Here is a 21,660-nt window from a genome sequence, read left to right as displayed (position 1 = left end):
TTCGCCGCACCCGTGACGCGCGCGCGGCGAGCCGGCGCATTGCACCCCTGCTCGCCCCGCCGGGCGCTTACACCTTGCCGTAGCCCCCGCCTCCCGGCGTTTCCACCACGAAGACATCGCCCGCTTTCATCTCGCAACGCCCGACATGGCCCAGCGCTTGCTCGCTCCCGTCACCCCGCACCACGTAGTTGCGGCCCATCGCGCCGGGCTCGCCGCCGGCCATGCCGAACGGCGCATGCAAGCGGTTGTTGGACAGGATCGACGCCGTCATCGGCTCCAGGAAGCGCACCTTGCGGATGCCGCCGTTGCCGCCATGCCACTGCCCCGCGCCACCCGAGCCAGGCCGGATCTCATAGCTCTCCAGCCGCACCGGGAAGCGCCATTCCAGCACCTCCGGATCGGTCAGGCGCGAGTTGGTCATATTGGTCTGCACCACGTCGCAGCCGTTGAAACCCTGCCCCGCGCCGCTGCCGCCGGAGATGGTCTCGTAGTACTGGTAGCGCGCGTTGCCGAACGTGAAATTGTTCATGGTGCCCTGGCTGGCCGCCACCACGCCCAGCGCGCCGTACAGCGCGTTGGTGATGCACGAGGACGTTTCCACATTGCCAGACACCACCGAGGCCGGATAGCGTGGATTGAGCATGGAGCCTTCGGGGATGATCACGTTGATCGGCTTGAGGCAGCCGGCGTTGAGCGGGATGTCCTCGCTGACCAGCGTGCGGAACACGTAGAGCACGGCCGCCATGCAAACCGCGCGCGGCGCATTGAAGTTGTTGGGCAGTTGCGCCGAAGTGCCGGTGAAGTCCACCACGGCTTCGCGCCTGGCCTGGTCCACGCTCACGCGGACCTGGATTTGCGCGCCATTGTCCAGCGGGTACCGATAGGCGCCATCCTTCAGCGCGGTGATGACGCGGCGCACAGCCTCCTCGGCATTGTCCTGCACATGGCCCATATAGGCGCGCACCACCGGCAGGCCGAACTGCACCACCATCTTGCGCAGCTCCTCCACGCCCTTGGCGTTGGCTGCCACCTGGGCGCGCAGGTCGGCCATGTTCTGGTCGATATTGCGGGCCGGGTAGCGCGCGCCCGCCAGCAGTGCGCGCATGCCGGCATCGTCGAGCACGCCGGCCTTCACCAGCGGAAAGTTGTCGATCATCACGCCCTCTTCCTCCACCACCGTGGAGTCCGGCGGCATCGAGCCCGGCGTGATGCCGCCGATATCGGCATGGTGGCCGCGCGAGCCGACGTAGAAGAGGATCTGCGCGCCAGCCTCGTCGAAGACCGGCGTGATCACCGTCACGTCCGGCAGGTGCGTGCCGCCGTTGTACGGGTCGTTGAGCACGTAGACATCGCCATCGGCCATGTGCCCGGCGTTGCGCGCGATCACCGTCTTGATGCTCTCGCCCATCGAGCCCAGGTGCACCGGCATGTGCGGGGCATTGGCGATCAGGTTGCCGCCGGCATCGAAGATGGCGCAGGAGAAGTCGAGCCGCTCCTTGATGTTGACCGAGTACGCCGTGTTCTGCAGCCGCTGGCCCATCTGCTCGGCGATCGACATGAACAGGTTGTTGAACACTTCCAGCATGACCGGATCGGCGTCGGTGCCCATGGCGCGCCGCTGGGGACGCGGCACCGCGCGGGTCAGCACCAGGTGGTCGCGCGCGGTCAGCTCAGCCTGCCAGCCGGGCTCGACCACCGTGGTGGCGTTGCGCTCGGCGATGATGGCCGGACCCGGCAGCACGTCGCCGGGGCGCAGCGTATCGCGCGGGAACAGGCCAGTGTCATGCCAGGCGCCGCCGCTGAACATGCGCACCAGTTCCGCCGGCACGGGGCCGCCGCAGCGCGGCTGCGCGTCGGGCAGCTTCTCCTCGGGTGGCTCGCTGCTGCCGATGGCTTCCACCGACAGTGCTTCCACGACCAGGGGCTTGCCCTGCATCAGGAAGGCGTAGCGCTGGCGGTACGCGGCATCGAACGCCGCCCGCATGGCAGGCAAGGTGCCGAACGGCACCACCAGCGCCGAATCCGTGCCCTCATAGCGCAGGTGCGCGCGGCGCACCACATCGATCTGCGCCTCGGCGACTTCCTGCTCCAGCAATTCCTGCCGCGCTTCGCTTGCCAGCGCATCGAGCGTGGCTTGCAGCGCGGGCAATGCGCTGTCGTCCAGGCGCGTCTCCACGGCGCGCTCGCGCATGGCGGTGCGGTCTGCCAGGCCCATGCCGTAAGCCGACAACACGCCCGCCAGCGGATGCACGAACACGGTCTGCATGCCGAGGGCGTCCGCCACCAGGCAGGCATGCTGCCCGCCGGCGCCGCCGAAGGTGGTCAGTGTGTAGCCGGTCACGTCGTGGCCGCGCTGCACGGAGATCTGCTTGATGGCGTTGGCCATGTTGCCGACCGCGATCTCGATGAAGCCTTCGGCCACCTGCTCGGCGCTGCGTTGATCGCCGGTCGCTTGCGTTACCGCTTGCGCCAGCGCCGCGAACCTGGCCACCACCGTGTCGCGGTCCAGCGCGGCATCGGCGCGTGGGCCGAACACCGCGGGGAAATGCCGCGGCTGGATCTTGCCGAGCATGACATTGCAGTCGGTCACTGCCAGCGGGCCGCCGCGCCGGTAGCTCGCCGGCCCCGGGTTGGCGCCGGCCGAATCGGGGCCGACACGGAAACGGCTGCCGTCGAAATGCAGGATGGAGCCGCCGCCAGCGGCCACCGTGTGGATGCTCATCATGGGCGCGCGCATGCGCACGCCCGCCACGCTGGTCTCGAACACACGCTCGAAATCGTTGGGATGATCGCCGTTGAAGTGCGAGACATCGGTCGACGTGCCACCCATGTCGAAGCCGATGATGCGCCCGAAGCCCGCGCTCTGCGACGAGCGCACCATGCCGACGATGCCGCCGGCCGGGCCGGACAGGATGGCGTCCTTGCCCTGGAAGCGGTGCGCATCGGTCAGGCCGCCGCTGCTCTGCATGAACTGCAGGCGCACGCCCGGCATCTGCTGCTCCACTTGCCCGACATAGCGGCGCAGGATCGGCGACAGGTAGGCGTCCACCACCGTGGTGTCGCCACGCGAGACCAGCTTCATCAGTGGCGACACCTGGTGCGAGACGGAAATCTGCGTAAAGCCGGTCGCGCGCGCGATCCGCGCGGCGGCCTGCTCGTGCGCCGCCTGGCGGTAGCCGTGCAGGAACACGATGGCAATGGCGCGGATGCCGCTGTCGAACACGCGCTGCATGTCAGCGCGCAGCGCGGCCTGGTCGAGCGGCGTCACCGTTTCGCCCTGCGCATCCAGGCGCTCGCCCACCTCCACCACTTCGCGGTAGAGCAGCTCCGGCAGCACGATGTTCAGGTCAAACAGGCGCGGCCGGTTCTGGTAGGCGATGCGCAGCGCATCGCGAAAGCCGCGCGTGATGAACAGCGCCACCGGCTCGCCCTTGCGCTCCAGCAAGGCATTGGTCGCAACGGTGGTGCCCATCTTCACCACTTCCACCTGCGCCGGCGTGACCGGCTCGCCCGGCGCCAGCCCCAGCAGGTGGCGGATGCCGGCCACGGCGGCATCGCTGTACTGCTCCGGATTCTCGGACAATAGCTTGTGCGTGACCACCGTGCCGTCCGGCTGAAGCCCCACCACATCGGTGAAGGTGCCGCCGCGATCGATCCAGAATTGCCAGCGGCGACGGTCCGAAACAACGGCGGCGGAGGATGGCAGCGACTGTGGCATGCGGGGGCTTCCTTCTCGGGCGTGATGGAGATGTCGGGGAAAAAACGGGCGGTCATGCGGCAGCGCGGCCGGGGCGCAGGCCGGCCGCGCGCGGTGTGCTTGCTGCTACAGGGACGTCGCCGAGCGTGCGGCCTGCTCGTACAGGCCGGTCAGCACACGCAGCAGCCGTGCCAGCTCGCCGATCTCGACGTTCTCGGCACTGCCGGCGGAAAAATTGCTGGTCAGGCATTGCTCGCGGATCTCGCGGTAGCGCGCGCAGGCCTCGGTGCCGGCGGGGGTGGTGATGTAGGTGGCTTCCTTGCCGATGCGCTCGCCCTCCACCAGCGCCAGGCCTTGCAGCTTCTTGAGCGCGTAGGTGACCAGGTGGGTATCCTCGACGTTGAGCACGAAGCAGATATCGGCGAGCCGCTTGGGACGCGCCCGGTGGTTGACGTGATGCAGCACCAGCACGTCCAGGAAGGTCAGGTCGCGCACGCCGGAGGCGCCCATGCAGCGCACCACCCAGCGGCTGTATGCGTTGTAGGCCGTGTTCAGGCCGAACTCGAACTCCGACAGCTCCGGGCTGCGCTCCGACACCAGGTGCGAGGACGAAACGATATTGGGGCCGGGCGGGCGCGCCAGCGCGCTGGCCGCGGATCTGGCGTGAGCGTGGCCAACCTCGGCTTGATCGGCGGCTGGCTGAGTTGCTGGCTCGGTTGCTGGCTCGGTTGCTGGCTTACGCGCCATGTCTTCACTCCTTTCAGGGGTTGGTGTACGCACGGAACGACAAGGATGACTAGGTGTATCCCCGAGGTCCCGGCCACCATATTTGGCTTGACAGTTTATTAACAAATTATGAGGATAAACACAAAATAAATCCAAGCAAAACATCGGGGATGTCACCGTGGATTCTGCACGAAAAAAGGGCGGGAAACGCGGATTGCGCACTATCGCGGGGACGCAGGCGTGCCCCGCCATGGGCTGGTTGCGCAGCGCGGACGCACTGGATAGACTCGATCCGACCCCTCCTGAGCGCGACTGATCGCGAGCCCCATGCCCACGGATATCCATACATTACAGACAAGACTTCGCGATGGCGCGATCTCCCGCGCCGACGTGATCGCCCAGGCTGCGCAGCACGCGCAGCAGCCGGACGCGCACGCCGTGTTCCTGCACACCACCTTCGACACCGCCGCGCAGGTCGCCAAGGCCGCCGATGCGGCCACCCGGGCGGGCAAGCCGCTGCATCCGCTGGCGGGCCTGCCGGTCTCGGTCAAGGACCTGTTCAACATCGCCGGCGAAGCCTCGCGCGCCGGCTCGCCGGTGCGCAGCGACGCGCTGGCGGCCACGGCCGACGCCACGGTGGTGCGCCGGTTGCGCGAGAGTGGCGCGGCGCTGGTCGGGCGCACCAACATGACCGAGTTCGCCTTCTCGGGCGTGGGCATCAACCCGCATTTCGGCACGCCGGTGAACCCCGCGGACAAGCAGGTCGCGCGCATTCCCGGCGGCTCGTCGTCGGGCGCCGCGGTGTCCGTGGCGCTGGGCCTGGCCGTGGCGGGGCTGGGCAGCGACACCGGCGGCTCCATCCGCATCCCGGCTGCCCTGTGCGGGCTGACCGGCTTCAAGCCGACCGCCCGGCGCGTGCCGCTGGATGGCGCCTTCCCGCTCTCCTATACGCTGGACACCGCCTGCGCCATGGCGCGCACGGTGCAGGATTGCGTGCTGGTGGACAGCGTGATCGCCGACCAGGCGGTGCTCCCCGTCATCAAGGCCGCGGCGGGCATCCGCCTGGCCATTCCGCGCCAGGTCCTGCTCGACGGACTCGATGACACGGTGGCGCGCGCGTTCGACCGCGCCCTCGGCCGGCTGTCCGCGGCCGGCGTGCAGATCGAGCACATCGACCTGCCGGAGCTGGCCGAGCTGGCCAGCATCAACGCCGGCGGCGGCTTCACCGCCGCCGAGGCGCATGCCATCCACCGCCACGTGCTGGCCACGCGGCGCGAACAATACGATCCGCGCGTCGCCTCGCGCATCGACCGCGGCGCGGCCATGAGCGCGGCCGACTACGTGGACCTGATGCGCGCCCGCCTCGACTGGATCGCGCGGGTTGCGGCCCGCATCGAAGGCTTCGACGCCGTGACCTGCCCCACCGTGCCGATGGTGGCGCCGCCGATCGCCCCGCTGGTGGCGGACGACGCACTGTTCTTCCGCACCAACGCCCTGCTGCTGCGCAATACGTCGGCGTTCAACTTCCTCGATGGCTGCTCCATCTCGCTGCCCTGCCACCAGCCGGACGAGTTGCCCGTGGGCCTGATGCTCTCGCACGGTGCGTTGCGCGACGCGCAACTGCTGGGCACGGCAATTGCATTGGAATCCATCATCAAGCCGGCCGCCTGAGGCGCCGCGGCAAGAACCGGGGTAACCCGCGCCACCCCTGAGCCAGGTGGCGCGGGCAAGACGACTTCAGAACAAAAACCAAGACAAAACGTAGCCGCAACGACCAACCAGGAGAGATCGATGCAAGGGAAGGCCACACTGAAGTGCATGTTGCTGGGCGGGGTGCTTGCCACCGCTGCCGTGATGACGTCGGCCGCGCGGGCGGATACCAAATGGGACCTGCCAACCGGCTACCCGGTGAGCAACCTCCACACCGAAAACCTGCAGCAGATGGCCACCGACGTGGAGAAGGCCACGGGCGGCAAGCTCAAGATCGTGATCCATCCCAACGGCTCACTGCTCAAGGCCAACGAGATCAAGCGCGGCGTGCAGACCGGCCAGGTGCAGATGGGCGAGATCCTGATGTCGCTGCTGGCCAACGAGAACCCGGTATTCGGCGTGGATGCGGTGCCCTTCCTGGCGACCAGCTACCAGGACTCCTACAAGCTGTGGCAGGCCTCGCGCGCGGTCACCGACAAGGTGCTGGACAAGCAAGGCATGAAGCTGCTGTACGCGGTGGCCTGGCCACCGCAGGGCATCTACGCCAACAAGCCGATCAACGCCGCGGCCGACATGAAAGGCCTGAAATGGCGCGCGTATAACCCCGCCACCTCCAAGATCGCCGAACTGGTGGGCGCGCAGCCGGTGACCATCCAGGCCGCCGACCTGGCGCAGGCGCTCGCCACCGGCACCGTCAATTCGTTCATGTCCTCGGGCGCCACGGGCGTGGACACCAAGGTCTGGGAGAGCGTGAAGTACTTCTACACCGTCGATGCCTGGCTGCCGAAGAACATGCTGGTGGTCAGCAAGAAGTCCTTTGCCGCGCTGGACAAGCCAACCCAGGATGCCCTGCTCAAGACGGTGGCCGAAGCCGAGAAGCGCGGCTGGCAGATCTCGGAGCAAAAGACACGTGAATACCTGGCCGTGCTCGGCAAGAACGGCATGACGGTGCAGCCGCCCTCGCCCCAGTTGAAGCAAGACATGCAAAAGCTTGGCCAGGTGATGGTGGAAGACTGGGCCAAGGGCGCCGGCGACGACGGCAAGGCCATCCTGGACGCCTACAAGAAGTAGGCGTCGCCGTCATTGGTGCCGTAATTGGTGCCGTCATTGGCGCCCTAGTCAGCGCCGTAGCGGGAAACCAGCGGTCCGTATCCTGCCATGGCGGCATTGCCCGCCGCCGTGGCCCTGCTGCCGCAAGCCTCCCGCGCCCTCTTTTTCACTGCCTCTTTTTCACCGCATCCACCCTCCCCAATCGCCATGCAAGCCACTTCCGTCAACAAGCGCTGGCTGGACCGGCTGCTTGACCTGTTCGCCGTGCTCGGCGCGCTGTGCATCCTCGGGGTCTGCCTGATCATGATCCTGATGTCGTTCTCGCGCGAGACCACGTTTATCTTCAAGGGCGGCGACGACATCGTTGCGTGGCTGTGCGCCGCCTCCGCCTTCCTCGTACTTGGCCAGACCTTCCAGCACGGCGGCATCGTGCGCGTGGAAATGCTGCTGGAGGCCGTCAGCCCGCGCGTGCGCTGGTGGCTGGAGCTGATCTCGCTGACCATCTGCGCGGTGTTCGCCGCCTACGCGACCTGGGCCTTGTTCAGTTTCGCCTGGGCGAGCTGGGAGATCGGCGATGTGTCGCAGGGCCAGATCGTGGTGCCGCTGTGGATTCCGCAGAGCTTTGCGGTGCTGGGCTGTGCCGGCTTCATGCTGGCGGTGCTGGACGAACTGTTGCGCGTGGCGCGCAAGCAAAAGCCGCGCTACCAGCTGGCGCAGGAAGCCAAGCTGGCCGCCGGCGACTTCGGGGAGACCGTCTGATGAGCACCGTCCTGGTTTCCCTGATCCTGCTGGTGGTGATGATCGGCTTCCTGGTCATCGGCGCGTGGATTCCCGTGGCCATTGCCGTCACCTCCTGGGTGGGGCTGGTGGTGTTTGCCGATCGCGATGCGCTGGTCAACCTGGCCAATGCGTGGTGGTCGTCCAGCGCGTCGTATACGCTGGCCTCGCTGCCGCTCTTCGTGTGGATGGGCGAGATACTGTTTCGCACCAAGCTGTCCGAGCAGATGTTCAACGGGCTCTCGCCGTGGTTGAACTGGCTCCCCGGGCGCCTGATGCACGTCAACATCCTGGGCTGCGGCATCTTCGGCTCGGTGTCGGGCTCGTCTGCCGCCACCTGCGCCACCATCGCCAAGTCGGCGCTGCCCGAGCTGACCCGGCGCGGCTACGATGAGCGCGTGACGCTGGGCTCGCTGTCGTGCGCCGGCACGCTCGGCATCCTGATCCCGCCATCGATCACCATGGTGGTCTACGCGGTCTCGGCCGATGTGTCGATCATCCGCGTGTTCCTGGCCGGCTTCCTGCCCGGCCTGCTGCTGATGCTGCTGTTCTCCGGCTACATCGTGGTGTGGGCGCTGTCGAACCCGGACAAGACGCCGAAGGCGGAAGCCTTCAACTGGCGCTCGCGGCTCGCCTCGATCCGCCAGCTGATGCCGTGCATCGTGCTGATCGCCTTTATCACCTGGATCATGATCACCGGCTACTCCACCGCCACGGAAGCGGCCGCCTACGGCGTGGTGGCGTCGCTGGCGCTGGCGTGGGTGGGCGGCTCGCTCACCCGCAAGGCGTTCTGGGAAAGCCTGATGTCGGCCACCCGGCTGACCGCCATGATCATGTTCGTGCTGGGTGCCACCTCGTTCCTGTCCGTGACCATGAGCTTTACGGGCATCCCGCGCGCGCTGGCGGAATGGGTGGCCTCGATGCACCTGTCGCCCTGGGCGCTGATCGCCGTGCTGACCGTGATCTACATCCTGCTGGGCACCGCGCTCGATGGCATCTCCATGATCGCGCTGACCACCGCCACGGTGCTGCCGATGGTGCAGGCCGCGGGCTTCGATCTGGTATGGTTCGGGATATTCATCGTGCTGCTGGTGGAGATCGCCGAGGTGACGCCGCCCGTGGGGTTCAACCTGTTCGTGCTGCAGAGCATGACAGGCAAGGACAGTAACTACATAGCGCGGGTCTCGCTGCCGTTCTTCATGATGATGGTGGTGGCCATCGGCATCGTCACCGTGTGGCCGCAGATCGTCACCTGGCTGCCCGATGTGGTGATGCAAAAAGAGCTGAAGTAACTGAAGTGACTGATGTGACTGAAGTAACCTACGGAGCGCCATGCATGTGATCGTCATCGGCGCCGGTGTCATCGGCGTGTGCTCCGCGTGGTACCTGCGCGAGGCTGGCTTCGACGTAACCGTGGTCGAGCGGCGCGCGGCGCCGGCGCAGGAGTCGAGCTTCGGCAACGCTGGCGTGATCGCGCCGGGCTATGTCACACCCTGGGCGGCGCCGGGCATGCCGGGCAAGGTGCTGCGCAACCTCTTCGCCAGCACCTCGCCCGTGCTGTTCCGGCCCAGCGCCGATCCGGCCATGTGGCGCTGGATCGCGCGCTGGCTGGGCGAATGCACGCTGGAGCGCTACCGCCTCAACAAGCTGCGCATGCAGCGCCTGGCCTTCTACAGCCGGCAATGCCTGCATGCGCTGCGCGGCCAGCTCCAGATCGACTACGAGCAGTCTCAAGGCTACCTGCAGCTGTTCCGTACCCAGCGCGACCGGGATCTCGCTGAGCCGGCGCTGGCCCTGCTGCGCGAGCACAAGGTTGCGCACCGGCTGGTCGATGCCGACGGCTGCCGGCGCATCGAGCCTGGCCTGACCACCGATACGCCGCTGGCCGGCGGGCTGCATCTCCCCGAGGACGAATCCGGCAATTGCCCGATGTTCGTGCGCCGGCTGCGCGTGCTGGCCGAGGCCGCGGGCGTGCGCTTTGTCATGGACAGCGACGCCAGCGCGCTGCGGCCGTTGCCAGGCGGCAAGCTCTCGCTTGACCTGCGCAGCACCGCTGCCGGCGATGCCCGCAGCGCGCGCGGCGTGCGCGAAACGCTCACCGTCGATCGCGTGCTGGTCAGCGCAGGCATCGCCAGCGCCGCGCTGTTGCGCCCGCTGGGCCTGCGCATCCCCCTCTACCCCGTCAAAGGCTATAGCGCCACCGTGCACGTCAGCGACGAGCTGCAGGCGCCGCTGGGCGCGCTGATGGACGAGTCCTACAAGGTCGCCATCACCCGCATGGGCAACCGCCTGCGCATTGCCGGCACCGCCGAGCTCGGCTCGCGCAAGCTCGACCTGCGCCCCGCGGCCATCAACACCTTGCTCAAGGTGGCGCGCGACTGGTTCCCGGTTGCAGGCCACTATGGCACGGCCACGCTGTGGGCCGGCGCGCGCCCGATGCTGCCCGATGGCCCGCCGCTGATCGGCGCCACGGCCGTGCCCGGGCTGTACCTCAACCTCGGCCACGGCTCCACCGGCTGGGCGATGGCATGCGGCTCCGGGCGCATTGCCGCCGACCTGATCGCAGGCAATCGCCCCGGCATCGACCTGGATGGCCTGACCCCCGACCGCTACGGCTTAGGCCCACGCTGACCATGCAAAGCTCTGCCCCGACTTCTCCCACGCTGGCCGCTGCGCTGCCCGACGATGCCTGGCTGCCCCTGGACGCGGCAAGCGCCAGCGCGATCCCGCTGTACGACGTGGCGGCCGTGCGCCACATCGAAGCGGCAGCCATGGCCAGCCTGCCCGCCTTCGCGCTGATGTCCCGGGCCGGCGCCGCCGCGGCGGCCTGGCTGGCGCACCACGCGCCCGCGGGCCCGCTGCTGCTGCTGGCCGGCCCGGGCAACAACGGCGGCGACGCGCTGGTGGCCGCCACCCGCCTGCACCAGGCCGGGCGCCAGGTGCAGGTGTGGCTGACGGCCGAGCCCGATCGCCTGCCCGCCGACGCCGCGCGTGCCTGGCTGGAGGCGCGCGCGGCCGGCGTGATACTGCACGCCATGCCGGAATCCGCCTGCCATGGCACCCTGCCGCCGTTTCCCCCGGACACCTGCGCGCTGGTCGACGGCTTGTTCGGCATTGGCCTGAACCGCGCCGCCGATGGCTTCACGGCGCAGTGGATCGCGCACCTTGCCGAGTCCCGGCTGCCCGTGTTCTCGCTCGACATCCCGAGCGGGCTGTTCGCCGATACCGGCGCCGGCGCGCCGGCGGTACGCGCTTTGCGCACCCTCACCTTCATCGGCGCCAAGCCGGGCCTGCTCACGCTCGACGGGCGCGATTGCGCGGGCGAGGTCGATATCGCCCCGCTCGGCCTGCTCTATCCGCCGGCCCAGTCCGCCTGCGCCATGGTCAGCGTGCCGGCGTCGTTTGCATCGGCGCTGCCCGCGCGGCGCCATGCGACCAACAAGGGCACGTTCGGCTCGCTCGCCGTGATCGGCGGCGGCATCGGCATGACCGGCGCACCGCTGCTTGGCGCGCGTGCCGCGCAGCACCTCGGCGCCGGGCGCGTGCACATCGCTTTCCTGGCGCAGCCCGCGCCGCTGATCGACCCTGTTCACCCGGAGCTGATGCTGCACCCGATCGCGGAGATCGAGCTGACCAATATGTCCGCGCTGGTGATCGGCCCGGGCATGGGCACGGGCACGGCGGCGCGCAAGCAGCTGGCGCAGTTGCTGCAAGCCAGCGTGGCCGCCACCGAGCCGCCCGCGCTGGTGCTGGATGCCGATGCGCTGAACCTGCTGGCCGCGGACCCCGCGCTTGCCGCCATGCTTGGCGGCGGCCCGCCGGTGCGCGTGATGACGCCACACCCGCTCGAAGCCGCGCGCCTGTCCGGCATCAGTGTGGCTGAGATCCAGCGCGACCGCCTGGCGGCGGCGCGCTCGCTGGCGGCCCAGTGGCAGGCCGTAGTCGTGCTCAAGGGCTCGGGCACGGTGATCGCGTCGCCGCCCGATGCGCTTGGCAGCGTGTCGCTATCGATCAACCCGACCGGCAATGCCGGCCTGGCCACCGCCGGCACCGGCGACGTGCTGGCCGGCATGATCGGCGCCCTGCTGGCCCAGGGGATGCCGGCGCTGCAGGCCGCACAGGCCGCGGTCTGGCTGCACGGGCGCGCCGCCGACCACCTGGTGGCGCAGGGCACTGGCCCCGCCGGCCTGACCGCGAGCGAGCTCTACCTGCCGGTGCGCGACCTGTTCAATGCTCTGCTGCGGGCGCGGCAGGCATGAGCAAGGCGACGGATGGCGGCGCCCGCGCGCAGGCTGCCGGCACCTCGCCGGCCCGGCGCCAGTTGCTCACCGGCGTGGCCCTGCTGGTGCTCGGCCAATGGATACTCAGCCTGCTGGATGCCAGCAGCAAGACGCTGACCCAGCAGGGCCTGCCGGTGGTGGGCGTGGCGTGGGTACGCTACGTGGGCCATGTGGCCGCCATCTTCCTGCTGCTCGGGCCGGCGCGCGTGCGCCAGCAATGGCGCCCCGTGAAACCGGGCCTGCAGTGGCTGCGCGGGGGAATGATGCTGGTCTCCACACTGGTGTTCTTCAGCGTGCTCAAGCTGATGCCGCTGGCCGAGGCCACGGCGCTGAATTTCTGCGCGCCGTTGTTCGTGGTGGCGTTGTCGCCCTGGCTGCTGGGCGAGCGCCCAAGCGCGCATGCGCGTGTCAGCCGCTGGAGCGGTGTAGCGATCGGCTTCATCGGCATGCTGATCGTGGTGCGCCCCGGCGGCGAGTTGAGCGGGCCCGGCATTGCGCTGGGCTTGTTGTCGGCACTGGTGTTCGCGCTGATGCAGATGCTGACGCGGCGCATTGCAGCGCATGACGCGCCCATGACCACCTTGATCCAGAGCGGCGTGACCGGCGCCGCCCTGACCACCCTGCTGGTGCCCTTCTTCTGGTTCGAGGCGGTACCCACGCCGCTGCAAGCCGTGCTCCTGCTGAGCACCGGCGTCACCGGCTCGATTGGCCACTATTTTGTGATTCGCGCTTTCCAGTACGCCGACGCCTCATTCCTCAGCCCCTTCCTTTACCTGCAGATCCTGTCGGCGACGACCATCGGCTACCTGGCGTTCGGCCAGTTGCCGGACTGGATCACTGCGCTCGGCGTGGCGGTGATCTGCGTGGGCGGGGTATGCGTGGCGGGCGGTGAGCCAGCGCTGCGGGCCGTCGCGCGCCGGCTCGGCCGGCCCGGCTGACGGGAGAACAGCGCCAGCGCGCGCAGGCATGCGCCCGGCGACCGATCCCCCCGGAAGCACTAATGCCGTCTTTTGCCGCCAAAACGCCGAGTCGCGCCAGATGGGCGCGTTATACTTGAGAGGCTTCTGACCGTTGCGCAAGGCCAGCCTGGCTGGCTGCCGGGGAGCCATGCTACCTAGCCGAAAAACCAAGCTTGAAACGGTACTTCCGCGCAGTCCTTCAAAGAATCCCGCACGCATGCCCACAGACCTCCACGCCTGGCACTCACTTCTGCAACACCACGACGCCATTCGCGAAACGCCGATGCGCGAGTGGTTTGCCGCCGGCTCCGCGGAACAACGCGTCGAGCAGTTCTCGCTGGAAGCCGCAGGCCTGTATCTCGATTACTCCAAGAACCGCATCACGCCACAGACCATGGCATTGCTGATGCAACTGGCGGATGAAGCCGGCGTGCCGAAACGCCGCGATGCCATGTTTGCCGGCGACCACATCAACGCCACCGAGGACCGCGCGGTCCTGCACATCGCGCTGCGCGCCGGCGCCGACGCAACCTTCAAGGTCGACGGCAAGTCCGTCATGCCCGCCATCCACGCCGTGCTGGACCGCATGCGCGTGTTCTCGCAGCGCGTGCGCAGCGGTGACTGGACCGGCTTCACCGGCAAGCGCATCACCGACGTCATCAACATCGGCATCGGCGGCTCGGACCTCGGCCCGCGCATGGTGTGCCGCGCGCTCTCGCACCTCGCCGGCAACGGCCCGCGCATGCATTTCGTCTCCAACGTGGACGGCACCGAACTGGCCGAATGCCTGGAGCGGATCGACCCAGAACAAACCCTGGTGATCGTCTGCTCCAAGACCTTCACCACGCTCGAGACCATGGCCAACGCCTGCAGCGCGCGCCAGTGGTTCCTCGACAAAGGCGTGGCCAAGGACCAGCTCGCCAGCCACTTCGCCGCGGTATCGACCAATGTGGAGGCGGTGCGCGCCTTCGGCATCGACCCGGCGCACATGTTCGAATTCTGGGACTGGATCGGCGGGCGTTTCTCGCTGTGGTCCTCGGTCGGGATATCGATTGCGCTGGCGGTCGGCTTCGATGCATTCGAAGACCTGCTGATCGGTGGTCGCGCCATGGATGCGCATTTCAGCAGCGCGCCGCTGGCGCAGAACATGCCCGTGGTGCTGGGCATGCTCGGCATCTGGTACCGCAACTTCTTCGGCATGCCGACCAGTTGCATGGCGCCGTATTCCACCTCGCTCGAATTGTTCCCTGCCTTCCTGCAGCAACTGGAAATGGAGAGCAACGGCAAATCGGTGCAGCTCGACGGCCGCCACGTGCGCGCCCATACCGCGCCGGTGGTCTGGGGCTCCGCCGGCACCAACGGCCAGCACGCCTATTTCCAGCTGATCCACCAGGGCTCGCAGATCGTGCCGGTGGATTTCGTGGCGCCGCTGCGGCCGCCGCGCCAGCTGCCCGGCCATCACGCCAAGCTGCTGGCCAACTGCTTTGCCCAGGCCGAGGCGCTGATGCTCGGGCGCACGGCCAAGGAACTGCGCGCCACGGGCCTCACCGACGAGATCCGTATCGCCCACATGGTGTTCGAGGGCAACCGGCCGAGCAACACGCTGCTGATGCAAGACATCACGCCGCATACCCTCGGCGCGCTGATCGCGCTCTACGAACACCGCACCTTCGTGCAAGGCGTGGTCTGGAACATCAACTCGTTCGACCAGTGGGGCGTGGAACTCGGCAAGATCCTGGCCAAGCCGATCGAGGGCGAGCTTAACCATGCGCAAAGTGCCGCCGCGGGGCAGCACGATGCATCGACCGGCAGCCTGATTGCGCGCGCGCGCGCGGCGCTCGGCAACGCCTGACACCGCGGTTTATCAAACCGGCGCGGTCATCCATTCGTCGCTGGCAACCCGGCCGGCTTCGATGGTCAGGATGCGCCCGCAGCGAGCCGCCACCGAGCGATCGTGCGTGACCAGCACCAAGGTGGAACCGGCATCGCGGTTCAGCTCGAACATCAGCGCAATCACGGCCTCGCCAGTTGCCGTATCCAGGCTCCCGGTCGGTTCGTCGGCAAAGAGAATGTCGGGACGGGCCACAAACGCCCGCGCCAGCGCCACGCGCTGCTGCTCGCCGCCGGAGAGCGTGCGCGGATAGTGGGAAAGGCGCCCGCTCAGCCCCACGCGGGCCAGCATGTCGGCGGCGCGCTCGCGCACGCCCGCGGTCTCCCCGCGCAACTCCAGCGGCAGCATGACGTTTTCCAGGGCGCTCAGGTGCCCGACCAGCTGGAACGACTGGAACACAAAACCCACATGGCGCCCACGCTGCGCTGCCCGCTGGTCTTCGTCGAGCTGGAACAGGTCCTGCCCGTTGAGCTTGACGGTGCCCGTGGTGGGCAGGTCCAGGCCCGCCAGCAAGCCCAGCAGGGTGGATTTGCCCGAGCCGGATGCGCCCACAATGGCCAGCGTTTCGCCGGACGTGACGGAAAACGACACGTCGTGCAAAATCGTCAGCGAACCTGTCGTGTCGGCTACGGTCTTTCCTAATGACTCGACTGCAAGAATGGATGAAGACATGAGCAAGAAGTTCTGGTGCGGTTGGCGAAAGCTGGCGCTGGCGGTGAGCGTGGCCACGCTGGTGCCCGCGATGGTGCCGGCCACGGCGTCGATGGCGCGTGCGGCAACGCCCGCCATCCTGGTGCTGGGCGACAGCCTGTCCGCTGAGTATGGCCTGGCCCGCGATGCAGGCTGGGTCAAGCTGATGGAGGCGCGTCTGCGGGCGGAACGTTTCGATTATAACGTCGTGAATGCCAGCGTCAGCGGCGAGACCACGGTGGGCGGCAAGACGCGCTTGCCCGACCTGCTGGCAAGGCACCATCCGGCCGTGGTCATCGTGGAGCTGGGCGCCAACGATGCCTTGCGCGGCCTGCCGCTGCAGACCACCGAGGCCAACCTGCGCAGCATCGTCACCGGCGCGCAGCAAGCCAAGGCCAGCGTGCTGCTGGTGGGCATGCGCATCCCGCCCAACTACGGGCCGGACTACACCGAGCGCTTCTTCTCGCTCTACCCCAAGCTGGCCGGCGAGTACAAGGTCCGGCTGGTGCCCTTCCTGCTGGAGCAAGTCATCGCCAGGCCAGAGTGGTTCCAGGCGGACCGCCTCCATCCCACGGCGCAGGCGCAGGGCGCGCTGCTCGATACCGTCTGGCCGCAGCTCAAGCCCTTGCTGAAGACGCCAGCGGCCAAGACCGCTACCCGCTAGTTGTCCGCGGCTTTGCCATAACGAGAAAGGCGCCCGAAGGCGCCTTTCTCGTTATGGCTGCGAGCAGCAGGTTTACTGCGCGCCAGCGTCGCTGGCCGGACCGGCTTGCGTCGTGGTGGCGGGCTTGAGCAGCTTCACCTTGGCCCGGTCCTTCAGGCCTTCGTAGAAGGCTTCCAGCTGGCTCTGGCCGAGCATCTGGCCCAGTTGCTGCGCCTCGCCCTGGCGCTGCGCGGCATCCGCCTGCGCAGGCTGGCTGACCTTGCCGATGCGATAGATCGCGTAGCCGTCGGCACCCAGGTCCACGCCGACATACGCGGGCAGCTTGGCGGTATCGGCACGCATCACGGCTTCCACAGCCTTCGGTGCCAGGCCGTCGGCCTTGGCGCGCGAGACCGTTACCGGCGCGCCGAAGCCGTCGGCGCCGCCGCTCTTCTTCAGCGCTTCGAGACGTCCCGCGCCCGCCTTGGCGGCAAGCTCGGCTGCCTGCTGCGCGATATAGCCTTCGCGCACCTTGGCCTGCACATCTTCGAACTTGCGCACCGTGGCCGGGCGGTAGTCGACGATGCGCGCCGCCACCAGCGTGGTGGGGCCAACCTGCACGGCCTCGGTGTTGCGCTTGTTCTTGACGGAATCATCGCTGAACAGCGCCTTGAGCAGCTTCTCGTTGTTGAGCGGGTTCTGCGCGCCCAGGGCCGGGTTCGGCTGGCGGGTCACGTTGTCGGCGCTCTGGATCGTCAGCTTGAACTTGTCGGCGGCCGGCTTGAGGCTATCGGACTGCTCATAGACCGTATTGCCAAACGTGTCGGCCAGTTCGGTGTACTTCTTGGCGGCGAGTTGCTTGCGCAACTCCGCTTCCAGTTCGGTACGGACCTGGTCAAGCGGCTTGGTCTCGGCCGGCTTGATGCCGGTGAGCTTGATGATGTGATAGCCGTAGTCGGTCTCGACCACGTCGCTGATCTGGCCATCCTTGAGCGCGTACATCGCGTCTTCGAACGGCTTGACCAGCGCGCCACGGCCCATGAAGCCGAGGTCGCCGCCCTTCTGCGCCGAGCCCGGGTCCTGCGACTGCTTGCGGGCCACGTCGGCAAACGTCTCGGGATGCTTGCGCAGGTCCTCGAGCAGCTTGGTGGCTTTTTCCTTGGCGGCCTGGCGCTCCGCGGCCGGGGCTTCCTTGGGCGAGCCGATCAGGATGTGGCTGGCGCGGCGCTGCTCGTCGGTGCGAAAGCGCGCGATGTTGCTGTCGTAGTAGGACTTGAGCTCTTCGGGCGTGACCGGCGTCGATGCGGCCAGCGCGTCGGCCGACAGCACCAGGTAATCGACCTTGGCTTGCTCGGGCACTGAGAACGCCGCCTTGTGGCTTTCGTAGTAAGCCTTGAGCGCGGCGTCATCCGGATTGACCTTGGCGGTGAAATCGGCCGGCTTGATTTGCAGCGCCTGCACGTCGCGCTGCTGGTCGCGAATGGCGATCAGGCGGTCCAGCAAGGACTTCGGCACGAAGGCGGTCGCGCCAACCGAGCTGCTGAGCTGCTGGGTGGCCAGGTCGAAACGCATGCGGGCGTCGAACTGCTCGGGCGTCATGCCTTGCTGGGCCAGCAGGCCAACGTAGGCCTTGTCGTCGATCGTGCCGTCTTTCTTTTTCGGCAACTGCGCGATGGCGGGAATGCTGCTGATCGTCTCGAGCAGGCGTTCGTTGGAAACAGTCAGGTGCTTCTTGGCCACCTCATCCGCCACCACGCGCTGCAGGATCAGCTGGTCGAGCACCTGCTGGCGTGCCTGCGCACCTTCGAACTGGCGCGGGTCGTAGTTCGTGCCAAGCATCTGGCGCATGCGCTCGCTCTGGTCATGCACCACGTTATCCACTTCTTGCGCCGTGATAGCGCGGCCGTCGACCTTGGCAAGGTCGTGCGAGCTGTCCATGAAACGCGAGTAGCTCTCCACGCCGAAGAACACAAACGACGGGAAGACAAGCACCAGCAGCAGCAAAAGCATCAAGCGCCGGTTGTTGCGTACGAAATCAAGCATGCTGACTCAGGAAAAGGGTTGGTACCGAACGGCAAACCTCGGGATTCTATCAGGAGCGGCAGGCTTCACGCGATTCGCAGCCCCGCGGCTGCAATTGGCGAGCCATATCTGCCCTTGCCGGGCGGGTGCTCCGGGACACCGCAAGCCGGAGCCGGCTTGATCAGGAACGGCGCGCCGAATGCGTAAAGCGAAGTGATGCGCAAAAAGCAAAACGGGCCACTAAGGGCCCGTTTTGCTGACTGCTTGTTTGGCGGAGTGGACGGGACTCGAACCCGCGACCCCCGGCGTGACAGGCCGGTATTCTAACCAACTGAACTACCACTCCTGAATTGGTGTTGCAGGATGCATCTGTGTGTCTGGCTTGTCTTGCGGCAGGAGCGTGGTGGGTGCTGAGGGGCTCGAACCCCCGACCTACGCCTTGTAAGGGCGCCGCTCTACCAACTGAGCTAAGCACCCGCTCGTACCGCAGCCGCACTGCATGCTGCAAGCATCGCCGCGCACATATCAGAGTAATTACTGCTGTTTGCGTTGCGAGGGCGCAAGTGTAATACAGCCTTTGGCGTTTTGCCAAGTATTCTTCGCAGGCATTTTTACAGGCGGGAAAATGCGCCTGCGCGTTGTGCAAAGGCTGTGCGACGTGGCATGAAACAGGAGACGGAACACAGGGGCCAGAATGGAAAAACGCCGCGGGGGACACCCGCGGCGTTTTTCATGCGCTGCCAGCAAGCTACGGCAGCATCAGCGAGACATCATCAGTGATGAATCATCTCGACCTTGGCAGCGCCCTTGTCCGCCACATCGGCAGGCTTGGCCACTTCTTCAGGCAGAGGCTCGGGCTTACGCTCGAGCGCGAGTTCCAGGACCTTGTCGATCCAGCGCACCGGGACGATCTCGATGGCGTTCTTGACGTTGTCCGGAATCTCCGCGAGATCCTTCACGTTCTCTTCGGGGATCAGCACCAGCTTGATACCGCCGCGATGCGCCGCAAGCAGTTTCTCCTTGAGGCCACCGATCGGCAGGACTTCGCCGCGCAGCGTGATCTCACCGGTCATGGCCACGTCAGCACGCACCGGAATGCCCGTGAGCACCGACACCAGCGCCGTGGTCATCGCACCGCCTGCCGAAGGGCCATCCTTGGGGGTGGCGCCTTCAGGCACGTGGATGTGGATGTCGCGCTTCTCGAACATCTCGTCCGTAATGCCCAGACGACGTGCCCGCGAGCGCACCACCGAACGTGCTGCCTCGACCGACTCCTTCATCACGTCGCCCAGCGAACCGGTGCGGGTGATGTTGCCCTTGCCCGGCATGATCGCGGCTTCGATGGTCAGCAGATCGCCGCCCACTTCCGTCCACGCCAGACCGGTCACCTGGCCTACCTGGTTTTCCTTGCCGGCCAGGCCGAAGTCGTACTTGCGCACGCCAAGGAACTTGTCCAGGTTCTCGGACGCGACCTTGACCGTGCCCGTTTCCTTCTTGAGCAGCAGCAGCTTCACCACCTTGCGGGCGATCTTCGACACTTCGCGCTCAAGCGAACGCACGCCCGCTTCCCGCGTGTAGTAGCGAATGATGTCGCGCAGGGCGTCTTCGTTCACTTCCATCTCGCCGGGCTTCAGACCATTGTTCTTGATCTGCTTGGGCAGCAGGTAGCGCTGGGCGATGTTGACCTTTTCCTCCTCGGTGTAACCCGACAGGCGGATCACTTCCATCCGGTCCAGCAACGGAGGCGGAATGTTGAGCGAATTGGAAGTCGCCACGAACATCACATCGGACAGGTCGAAATCGACCTCGATGTAATGGTCCTGGAACGTGTGGTTCTGTTCCGGGTCCAGCACTTCGAGCAATGCCGACGACGGATCGCCGCGGAAATCCATGCCCATCTTGTCGATTTCATCGAGCAGGAAAAGCGGATTGCGCACGCCGACCTTGGCCAGGCTTTGCAGGATCTTGCCGGGCATCGAGCCGATGTACGTACGACGGTGGCCACGGATCTCGGCCTCGTCGCGCACGCCGCCCAGCGCCATGCGCACGAACTTGCGGTTCGTGGCACGCGCAACGGACTGCCCGAGCGAGGTCTTGCCCACGCCAGGGGGCCCAACCAGGCACAGGATCGGCGCCTTCACCTTGTCCACGCGCTGTTGCACTGCAAGATACTCAAGGATGCGTTCCTTGACCTTCTCGAGACCGTAGTGGTCTTCATCCAGCACGCGCTCGGCGTTGGCGAGGTCGTTGTTGACCTTGCTCTTCTTGCGCCACGGCAGGTTGACCAGCGTGTCGATGTAGTTGCGCACGACCGTGGCTTCCGCCGACATCGGCGACATCAGCTTGAGCTTCTTGAATTCGGCGTCCGCCTTTTTCTTGGCTTCCTTCGGCATGCGCGCAGCCTTGATGCGCTTGTCGAGTTCTTCCAGGTCAGCGCCTTCTTCGCCCTCGCCCAGTTCCTTCTGGATGGCCTTGACCTGCTCGTTGAGGTAGTACTCGCGCTGGCTCTTCTCCATCTGGCGCTTGACGCGGCCACGGATGCGCTTTTCCACCTGCAGGATGTCGATCTCGCCTTCGAGCTGCGACAGCAGGCTCTCCAGGCGCTCGGTGACATTCACCATCTCCAGGATCTTCTGCTTCTGCTCGAGCTTGATCGGCAGATGCGCGGCGATGGTGTCGGCCAGGCGACCCGGTTCGTCGATACCCGACAGCGACGTCAGGATCTCGGGCGGGATCTTCTTGTTCAGCTTTACGTACTGGTCGAACTGCGACACGATGGCGCGGCGCAGCGCCTCCGTCTCGGCGGTTTCGACCGGACCCGGCGGCACGGGCACGGCTTCGCACATGAAGTGCGATTCGTCTTCGCTCACTTCGCGGATATTCGCGCGCTGCGTGCCTTCCACCAGCACCTTGACGGTGCCGTCGGGCAGCTTGAGCATTTGCAGGATGTTGGCGATGCAGCCCACCTCATAGAGGTCGTCAGCGGTCGGCTCATCCTTGGCCGCCGTTTTCTGGGCCACAAGCATGATGCTTTTGCCCGCCTCCATCGCAGTTTCCAGCGCCTTGATGGACTTCGGACGTCCCACGAACAGTGGGATCACCATGTGCGGAAACACCACCACGTCGCGCAGCGGCAACAGTGGCAAGCGAATCGGCTCAGCCGGGAGGAGTTGTGTTCCGGACATCATTTTCCCCAGTCAGTCATTTAGGCGTAA

14 protein-coding genes and 2 tRNA genes are annotated in these 21,660 nt (G+C 66.8%); 9 read left to right on the top strand and 7 right to left on the bottom strand.

All coding sequences use genetic code 11. The features are described 5' to 3' along the window. Positions 1–67 precede the first annotated feature (67 nt). Positions 68–3,718, bottom strand: coding sequence for a hydantoinase B/oxoprolinase family protein (locus tag AC1RWI_RS12865; protein WP_492866773.1), 3,651 nt, complete (start codon positions 3,716–3,718; stop codon positions 68–70). A 105-nt stretch (positions 3,719–3,823) separates the two neighbouring features. After that, entirely contained in the window at positions 3,824–4,444 is a 621-nt protein-coding gene (locus AC1RWI_RS12860) for a winged helix DNA-binding protein (protein ID WP_043345941.1), read from the bottom strand. A 306-nt stretch (positions 4,445–4,750) separates the two neighbouring features. On the opposite strand from AC1RWI_RS12860, the gene AC1RWI_RS12855 reads away from it, so the two are divergent. The 8 genes from AC1RWI_RS12855 to pgi all read left to right on the top strand — a co-directional run bounded on the left by AC1RWI_RS12855 (position 4,751) and on the right by pgi (position 15,051). Further along, positions 4,751–6,094 carry an amidase gene (locus AC1RWI_RS12855; RefSeq protein WP_043345939.1) on the top strand — a complete coding sequence of 448 codons (1,344 nt, stop codon included), beginning with the start codon at positions 4,751–4,753 and terminating at the stop codon, positions 6,092–6,094. A gap of 147 nt (positions 6,095–6,241) precedes the next feature. Beyond that, positions 6,242–7,204, top strand: coding sequence for a TRAP transporter substrate-binding protein (locus tag AC1RWI_RS12850; RefSeq protein ID WP_052494774.1), 963 nt, complete (start codon positions 6,242–6,244; stop codon positions 7,202–7,204). A 186-nt stretch (positions 7,205–7,390) separates the two neighbouring features. Then, complete coding sequence (locus AC1RWI_RS12845) at positions 7,391–7,942, top strand: TRAP transporter small permease subunit (protein WP_043345936.1); 552 nt, start codon at positions 7,391–7,393, stop codon at positions 7,940–7,942. Next, complete coding sequence (locus AC1RWI_RS12840; protein WP_043345935.1) at positions 7,942–9,252, top strand: TRAP transporter large permease; 1,311 nt, start codon at positions 7,942–7,944, stop codon at positions 9,250–9,252. Before AC1RWI_RS12845 ends, AC1RWI_RS12840 begins: the two co-directional genes overlap by 1 nt. 40 nt (positions 9,253–9,292) lie before the next feature. Then, entirely contained in the window at positions 9,293–10,591 is a 1,299-nt protein-coding gene (locus AC1RWI_RS12835; protein WP_492866770.1) for a D-amino acid dehydrogenase, read from the top strand. Positions 10,592–10,593: 2 nt separating this feature from the next. Further along, a complete protein-coding gene (locus AC1RWI_RS12830; protein WP_492866768.1) occupies positions 10,594–12,219 on the top strand; it encodes an NAD(P)H-hydrate dehydratase in 1,626 nt (541 codons plus the stop codon). Then, positions 12,216–13,178 (top strand): DMT family transporter, encoded by a 963-nt coding sequence (locus AC1RWI_RS12825; RefSeq protein WP_492866766.1) that lies wholly within the window; start codon positions 12,216–12,218, stop codon positions 13,176–13,178. Before AC1RWI_RS12830 ends, AC1RWI_RS12825 begins: the two co-directional genes overlap by 4 nt. A 238-nt stretch (positions 13,179–13,416) precedes the next feature. Then, on the top strand, positions 13,417–15,051 hold the full coding sequence (pgi, locus tag AC1RWI_RS12820; RefSeq protein WP_492866764.1) for a glucose-6-phosphate isomerase: 1,635 nt from the start codon (positions 13,417–13,419) through the stop codon (positions 15,049–15,051). Positions 15,052–15,063: 12 nt separating this feature from the next. Here the strand turns inward: pgi and AC1RWI_RS12815 are convergent, their stop codons facing one another. Continuing rightward, positions 15,064–15,762 (bottom strand): ABC transporter ATP-binding protein, encoded by a 699-nt coding sequence (locus tag AC1RWI_RS12815; protein WP_043351695.1) that lies wholly within the window; start codon positions 15,760–15,762, stop codon positions 15,064–15,066. Here AC1RWI_RS12815 and AC1RWI_RS12810 point away from each other — a divergent pair. Further along, on the top strand, positions 15,761–16,444 hold the full coding sequence (locus AC1RWI_RS12810) for an arylesterase (RefSeq protein WP_492866762.1): 684 nt from the start codon (positions 15,761–15,763) through the stop codon (positions 16,442–16,444). The genes AC1RWI_RS12815 and AC1RWI_RS12810 overlap by 2 nt on opposite strands. A gap of 72 nt (positions 16,445–16,516) precedes the next feature. On the opposite strand, the gene AC1RWI_RS12805 is transcribed toward AC1RWI_RS12810, so the two are convergent. The 4 genes from AC1RWI_RS12805 to lon all read right to left on the bottom strand — a co-directional run bounded on the left by AC1RWI_RS12805 (position 16,517) and on the right by lon (position 21,630). After that, positions 16,517–18,466 (bottom strand): SurA N-terminal domain-containing protein, encoded by a 1,950-nt coding sequence (locus AC1RWI_RS12805; protein WP_492866760.1) that lies wholly within the window; start codon positions 18,464–18,466, stop codon positions 16,517–16,519. A gap of 248 nt (positions 18,467–18,714) precedes the next feature. Then, positions 18,715–18,791: transfer RNA gene (locus AC1RWI_RS12800), tRNA-Asp, on the bottom strand. 55 nt (positions 18,792–18,846) lie between these two features. After that, positions 18,847–18,922: transfer RNA gene (locus AC1RWI_RS12795), tRNA-Val, on the bottom strand. Positions 18,923–19,218: 296 nt separating this feature from the next. Next, the gene (gene lon, locus AC1RWI_RS12790; protein WP_043351692.1) at positions 19,219–21,630 is read right to left on the bottom strand and encodes an endopeptidase La; all 2,412 of its coding nucleotides are present in this window, start codon (positions 21,628–21,630) and stop codon (positions 19,219–19,221) included. Positions 21,631–21,660: the final 30 nt, after the last annotated feature.

It is taken from the genome of Cupriavidus sp. MPR-AND1C (genome assembly GCF_058809705.1).
This window is presented reverse-complemented; position numbering and strand designations above follow the sequence as displayed.